Raw genomic sequence first — 6,009 nt, 5'->3', positions numbered from 1 at the left:
CCGGATCTGATCGTGGCGGGTGGGCGCTCCTCCCGTCAGGTTGAGGCGCTGTCGGAGATCGCGCCCACTATTGATATGACCATCTGGGGCGCCAGCCACGTCGATCTGGCGTTGTCGCGGTTGCGCAGCTATGGCGCGTTGATGGGGCGCGGGGAGGCAGCGACAGCCCTTGAGACCGCGTTTCTGGCCAAGCTGGAGGCGACGCGGGCTGCCGTAGACGGGCGCGGACGGGCGCTGATCGTGATGACCAACGGGCCGAAGGTGACCACCTATGGCGCGCAGTCCCGCTTTGGCTGGCTGCATGGCGCGCTCAACCTGCCGGAGGCGGTGATCGAGCAGCCGGAGGCAACCTCTGGTGACGCAGCCGAAGCCGCAACCCATGGTGAGGCGATTTCCTTTGAATATATCGCGCAGGCCAACCCCGACTGGCTGATTGTCATCGACCGGGCCAGCGCCATCGGTCAGGACAATCAGGCCGCCGCGGCCACGTTGGACAATGCGCTGGTGACCGGAACCGAGGCCTGGAAAAAAGGGCAGGTCATCTATCTCGACTCCGCTGCGATCTACATTGCGGGCGGTGGCATTCAGTCGATGACCGCCACGCTAGAGCAGATCCGTGCAGGCTTTGCGGCCGGTGGCTGAGGCCACGGGATCAATAAGCGGGCTAGGCAGGCCGGGCAGATCCGCACGCGGTGCGATCTGCCTGTGCCTGTTTGTTCTGATGCTGCTGGCAGGGCTAAGCTGCGTGATCGGGGTCAATCAGACCTCACCGCTGGCGCTGTTGCAGGACCCAGAGGCGGCGCAGCTGCTGCTGATCAGCCGCATCCCGCGCACGCTGGCGGTGATCCTGACCGGCGCCACGATGGCGGTTGCCGGGGTGATCATGCAGCTGTTGGTGCGTAACCGCTTTGTCGAACCGGGCACCACCGGCACTAATGAGGCGGCCATGCTGGGGCTGCTGGTGGCAACCCTGCTGGCGCCGGCGCTGCCGATCTTTGCCAAGATGTTATGTGCGGCGGTGGCGGCTTTGCTGGGCACGCTGGTGTTTCTGGCCCTGGCCCGGCGCATTCCTCCGCAGCAACCGCTGCTGGTGCCACTGGTGGGGCTGGTCTATGGCGGCATTCTGGCCGCCGCTGCCGGGTTCATCGCGTTTCAGGCCGACCTGCTGCAATATCTTGCGATCTGGATGAGCGGCGAATTCTCCGGCGTGCTGTCTGGGCGGTATGAGTTGTTGTGGCTGGCCGGGCTGCTGGCGGGGCTGGCCTATCTGGTGGCGGATCAATTTACCATTGCCGGGCTGGGCGAGATGGCCAGCCGGGGGCTTGGCCTGCGTTACGGGCAGGTGCTTGGCTTTGGCGTGGTGGTGGTGTCGCTGGTGTCGGCATTGGTGATCGTGACCGTTGGGGTGCTGCCCTTTGTCGGGCTGGTGGTGCCCAATCTGGTGTCACGGATCATGGGGGACAATCTGCGTGACAGCCTGCCGGTGGTGGCGGCGACGGGGGCCGGGCTGCTGCTGATCTGCGACATGCTGGGCCGACTGCTGCGCGCCCCTTACGAGATCCCGGCTGGCACGGTTTTCGGACTGTTTGGGGCGGCGCTGTTTCTGGTGATGTTGCTGCGACGGCCCGCCCATGGCTGAGGCAGCTCTGTGGCGCATGAGAGGGCGGCGGCGGGCGCCGCTGGACCGCCGGTTGCTGGTGCTGGCGGGGCTGCTGATTGGGGCGGCTGCCAGTTTCATCAGCTGGGGGTTGCCGTGGTCCGACGGGGCGCCGTCAGCCTATATCCTGCAGCTGCGCGCAACAAAGCTGGCGGGGCTGATCTGCGTTGGTACGGCCATTGGCCTTGCGACGGTGCTGTTTCAAACGCTGAGCAACAACCGAATTCTGACGCCGTCAATCATGGGATTTGATGCGCTGTTTCTGCTGATGCAGTCGGTCCTGGTGACGATGTTCGGGCTGGCGTCGATGGCGCAGCTCTCTGGGTTTGCCGGGTTTCTGCTGAATGCCGGCGTGATGATGGTGGTGGCGCTGGTGCTGTTCACCGGCCTGTTGCGGCGCACCCGTGGTGACATCCAGCTGATGATCCTCGTGGGTGTGGTGATCGCGGTCCTGCTGCGCACTCTGGCGGTGTTTCTGCAACGGCTGATGGATCCCTCGGCCTTTGCGGTGGTGCAGACGCGGATGTTTGCGCAGTTCGGTAGTATCGACCGTGGCGCGCTGCTGGCCGCTGCGGGGGTGACCCTGTTGGCGACGCTCTGGCTGCTGCGGCGTGCGGCGCTACTGGATGTGGCCGCATTGGGACGCGATCAGGCCCGCAGTCTGGGGGTCAGATACGACCGGCTGCAAATGCAGCTGCTGTGCATTATTGCTGCGCTGGTCTCGGTCTCGACGGCGCTGGTGGGGCCGATTGCGTTCCTCGGGTTGCTGGTCACCAGCCTCGCCCACAGCCTGATGCAAAGCCATCGGCACGCATTGCTGCTGCCCGCCTCGGCGCTGATTGCCGCGATTGTTCTGGTCGCCGGGCAAACCCTGTTTGAGCGGCTGTTGCAGCTGCAGTCCAGCCTTGCGATCGTGATTGAATTCTGCGGTGGCCTGCTGTTCATCCTGCTGCTGATGAGAGGAAAACTGAGATGATCGATGTGACGGGCCTGTCGTTCACACTGGCAGACAAACCGATTTTGGACACGGTGGATGCCTGCCTGCCCGCAGGTCAGATCACCGCGCTGATCGGTCCGAACGGGGCCGGGAAATCGACGCTGCTGAAGCTGATTGCGCAGCAGTTGACGGCCAGCTGGGGGCGGGTCTGCCTGTCGGGATGTGATCTGCGCAGTATCAAGCCGGAGGAGCTGGCGCGCCGAATGGCGGTGGTCGGTCAGCAGCTGGACGTCGCGAGCCGGGTGCGGGTGCGCGATCTTGTGGGTTTCGGGCGCTGGCCGCACAGCCGGGGGCGACTGGGGGCGGAGGATCAGGCCGCCATTGCCGATGCGCTGGCGCTGTTTGAACTGGAGGATCTGCGCGACCGGTTCCTGGATGAGCTGTCCGGCGGTCAGCGGCAACGGGCCTTCATCGCGATGGCCTATGCGCAGGACACCGATTGGCTCTTGCTGGATGAGCCGCTTAACAATCTCGATCTCAACCACGCGCGCAACCTGATGGCGCAGCTGCGGCATCTCGCGGATACCCGCGGCAAGAGCATCGTGATTGTGCTGCATGATCTCAACTATGCGATCAGCTGGGCCGATCATGTTGTGGCCCTCGCCGGGGGCCGCGTCGCCTTTGCCGGACCGATGGCGGAGGTGGCGACAAGCGAAAGCCTCAGCGCGCTTTATCAGACGCCGGTTGCCCTGCGTGAGGTCGAAGGCCGCCCCATTGCCTGCTATCACGGCTGACGCCGCCGACTTGCCCAAGGCTTCTGCGCGGGATTGACTGCACCGGGGCCGGTGCGGATAGATCCGGGGCAGGACCTTATTGTGATGGCGCGCCCGGATGAGACGTATTTACGAACCCCTTGCCTATACCGACCGGCCTATCAGCGCGCGGTATTGGGACCGTTTCCTACCGGATCCGGCGCCACGCTATGCGCCGCTGCGGGACGAGGTCACGGCAGAGTTTGCGGTGATTGGCGGCGGTTACACCGGGTTGTCGGCGGCGCTGACACTGGCGGAGGCCGGCGCCGATGTGGTGCTTCTGGATGCGCAGCGCCCGGGCTGGGGAGCATCGGGGCGCAATGGCGGGCTGGTGTCGGTTGGCAGCGCGAAACTGGCGGATGATGCCATCCTGCGCCGCTACGGACAGGCGGATGCGGAGCAGTTTTTCGCAGCGGAGCGGGCCGCCGTTGATCTGGTGGAGAGCTATGTCGAGCGGCTGGCGCTGGAGGTGGACCGCCATTCACGCGGCTATACCTTCGTCGCCCACCGCCCCGATCGTCTGACGGAGCTGCATGACTATGGGCAGGAGTACACCCGCCGCTATGGGCTGCCGTATGAGTTTATCCCGCAGGAGGAGATGGCCGCCCATGGGCTGAACAGCCCGGAGTTTCACGGCGCGGTCAACCTGCCGGTGGGATTTGCGCTGAACCCGATGAAATTCGTGCTGGGCCTGACCCGCGCGGTGGAGGCCGCCGGGGTGCGGATGTTCTCCGACACGCCGGTGCAGGCGATCACCCCGGCGGCGCGCGGGTATCTGTTGCAGGGGCCGACGGGGCAGGTCCGCGCCCGGCATCTGCTGGTTGCCACCAATGGCTATTCTTCGGATGACCTGCCCGTGGCGCTGGCGGGGCGTTATCTGCCGGTGCAGTCCAATATCATGGTGACCCGCCCGTTGAGCGAGGCGGAGATTGCTGATCAGGGCTGGTGGAGCGAACAGATGGTCTGCGACAGCCGCACCCTGCTGCATTATCTGCGCCTGTTGCCGGATCGTCGCCTGTTGCTGGGGCTGCGCGGCTCGGTTCGGGTGAGTGAGGCGAATATCGCCGCCACCGAGGCGAAGGCGAGGGGCGATTTTGACCGCATGTTCCCGGCCTGGCGCGCGGTCGAGACAGAGCATTTCTGGTCCGGCCTCATCTGCATGACCCGCAATCTGGTGCCCTTTGCCGGGGCGATACCGGGGATGGACAATGCCTTTGCGGCGCTTGGGTATCATGGCAGCGGCGTCTGTATGGCGCCTTATGCCGGGGCGCTGATTGCCGATCAGGCGCTGGGGCGCCACCAGCGACCGCACCCGGATCTGATGCAGCGCCCCCTGCGCCGGTTTGAGCTGGGCCGCTGGCGGCGGTTGTCGCTGCCGCTTGCCTTTGGCTGGTATCATATCAAGGATCGGATCTGATCCGACGCGGGGCCGCGCGCGGTGATGTCCAGGCGCTCATAATCGTTTACAACAGCGACGGAGATTGCGGTCTCGGCTTTGGCGCATTCAGCGATAGCGGCCTACACCCGTCCGTTCACATCACCCGGCTGTCCGCCTGCGCGGTTTCGGCGTGACGAAACCGGCGCGGGCGCATGGTTTCCGGGGCCACGCCGCGAAAGGCGCTGCGGCGGATCACATCGGGGGAATGGCCATAGGTTTCGCGGATGTGCTGGCTGAGGCTCTGATAGCTGCCAAACCCGGTGGCGACCGCGACTTGGCGCACCGGAATATCAGTCTGGGTCAGCAGCTGATGGGCGCGCTCCACCCGCAACGCGCGATAAACGCTGAGCGGTGAACGGTCGAAATGCCGGGTAAACCGGCGCTGCAGGCAGCGGGTGGAAACATTGAGGCTCTCGGCCAAGGCAGCGACCGAGAGCGGCGCCTCGATGTTGTCCTGCATCACCGCAAGACATTGGGTGATCAGCGTATCGCCTGCGGATTTCTGTTCAAGGTTGAGGGCAACGCGGCTCTTGGTTGGGCGTTTGCCGGTATCAAGGCCAAGGTAATGCGCCATGCCATCAGCGGCCAGCCGTCCGCAATCGGCGGCAACGATATCCAGGAGCATCCGCGGGGTGGCGAAATTGCAGATCGCCGAATGCACCGTGCCGGAGACAGCGGTTGCGGCGCCGTCCTGATCCTGACGCAGGCTGCATTCCCCGGCTGAGGCAAGGAAATTCGGGTGGATTGCCAGATCGTGATCCTGGCCTCGGGCCAGTGCATCCAACAGGAACACCGCGCCACCAACAAAGGCGCTGCGTTCGGCCAGTCGCATCACCTGATTGACGCGGGCGCGCTCCTTTGCGGACAGCTGCCAGCGGCTGTGAATATCGCCGAGAAACACCACGAGTGAGCGGGGGCGGGCACCGGCCGGACCGCTGGAGAGCATATCCAGACCACAGATGCGCACCCGGTATTGCACCCCGTCCAGCAGCTCATTTGCGGCCTCGAACAGATCGAGGATGATCTGGGCGGAGGAGCGCGGCGCGCCGTCGGGAAGGACAACGTCGATGTGGCGCAAGGCGCGGCCATGGGCAAAGGCGAAATCGGTGTCGCCGTGGCGCGGGGCGTGGATGGTCATCTGTCTGCCTCTCGTACTCTACGTGGA

The 6,009-nt window shown here is 65.0% G+C and carries 6 protein-coding genes; 5 read left to right on the top strand and 1 reads right to left on the bottom strand.

Going from position 1 to position 6,009, the window contains the following annotated elements:
• The 5 genes from OO25_RS19540 to OO25_RS19520 all read left to right on the top strand — a co-directional run.
• Nucleotides 1-642 (top strand): siderophore ABC transporter substrate-binding protein (locus OO25_RS19540; protein WP_040182223.1); only part of this gene is annotated, 642 nt, incomplete at its 5' end.
• Nucleotides 635-1,639 carry an ABC transporter permease gene (locus OO25_RS19535; protein ID WP_082035371.1) on the top strand — a complete coding sequence of 335 codons (1,005 nt, stop codon included), beginning with the start codon at nt 635-637 and terminating at the stop codon, nt 1,637-1,639. The genes OO25_RS19540 and OO25_RS19535, both read left to right, overlap by 8 nt.
• On the top strand, nt 1,632-2,633 hold the full coding sequence (locus tag OO25_RS19530; protein ID WP_242407076.1) for an iron chelate uptake ABC transporter family permease subunit: 1,002 nt from the start codon (nt 1,632-1,634) through the stop codon (nt 2,631-2,633). Before OO25_RS19535 ends, OO25_RS19530 begins: the two co-directional genes overlap by 8 nt.
• Nucleotides 2,630-3,388 carry an ABC transporter ATP-binding protein gene (locus OO25_RS19525; protein ID WP_040171927.1) on the top strand — a complete coding sequence of 253 codons (759 nt, stop codon included), beginning with the start codon at nt 2,630-2,632 and terminating at the stop codon, nt 3,386-3,388. The genes OO25_RS19530 and OO25_RS19525 overlap by 4 nt, the downstream gene beginning before the upstream one ends.
• 97 nt (nt 3,389-3,485) lie before the next feature.
• Nucleotides 3,486-4,823 carry an FAD-binding oxidoreductase gene (locus OO25_RS19520; protein WP_040182218.1) on the top strand — a complete coding sequence of 446 codons (1,338 nt, stop codon included), beginning with the start codon at nt 3,486-3,488 and terminating at the stop codon, nt 4,821-4,823.
• Between the two features lie 115 nt (nt 4,824-4,938).
• Here OO25_RS19520 and OO25_RS19515 read toward each other — a convergent pair whose 3' ends face one another.
• Nucleotides 4,939-5,982: a helix-turn-helix domain-containing protein gene (locus tag OO25_RS19515; protein WP_040182216.1), complete on the bottom strand. Its 1,044-nt coding sequence runs from the start codon at nt 5,980-5,982 to the stop codon at nt 4,939-4,941.
• Between the last annotated feature and the right edge of the window lie 27 nt (nt 5,983-6,009).

The sequence above is a fragment of the Phaeobacter sp. S60 genome (assembly GCF_000826845.1).
GTDB classification, from domain to species: Bacteria; Pseudomonadota; Alphaproteobacteria; order Rhodobacterales; family Rhodobacteraceae; genus Phaeobacter; species Phaeobacter piscinae.
The sequence above is the reverse complement of the archived record's forward strand: the minus strand, read 5'-3'. Positions and strand labels throughout refer to the sequence as shown.

What these genes read in the sequence shown, in the direction of transcription:
- OO25_RS19530 (WP_242407076.1), top strand. Translation starts at nt 1,632, where the DNA reads ATGGCTGAGGCAGCTCTGTGGCGCATGAGAGGGCGGCGGCGGGCGCCG.
- OO25_RS19525 (WP_040171927.1), top strand. Translation starts at nt 2,630, where the DNA reads ATGATCGATGTGACGGGCCTGTCGTTCACACTGGCAGACAAACCGATT.
- OO25_RS19520 (WP_040182218.1), top strand. Translation starts at nt 3,486, where the DNA reads ATGAGACGTATTTACGAACCCCTTGCCTATACCGACCGGCCTATCAGC.
- OO25_RS19515 (WP_040182216.1), bottom strand. Translation starts at nt 5,982, where the DNA reads ATGACCATCCACGCCCCGCGCCACGGCGACACCGATTTCGCCTTTGCC.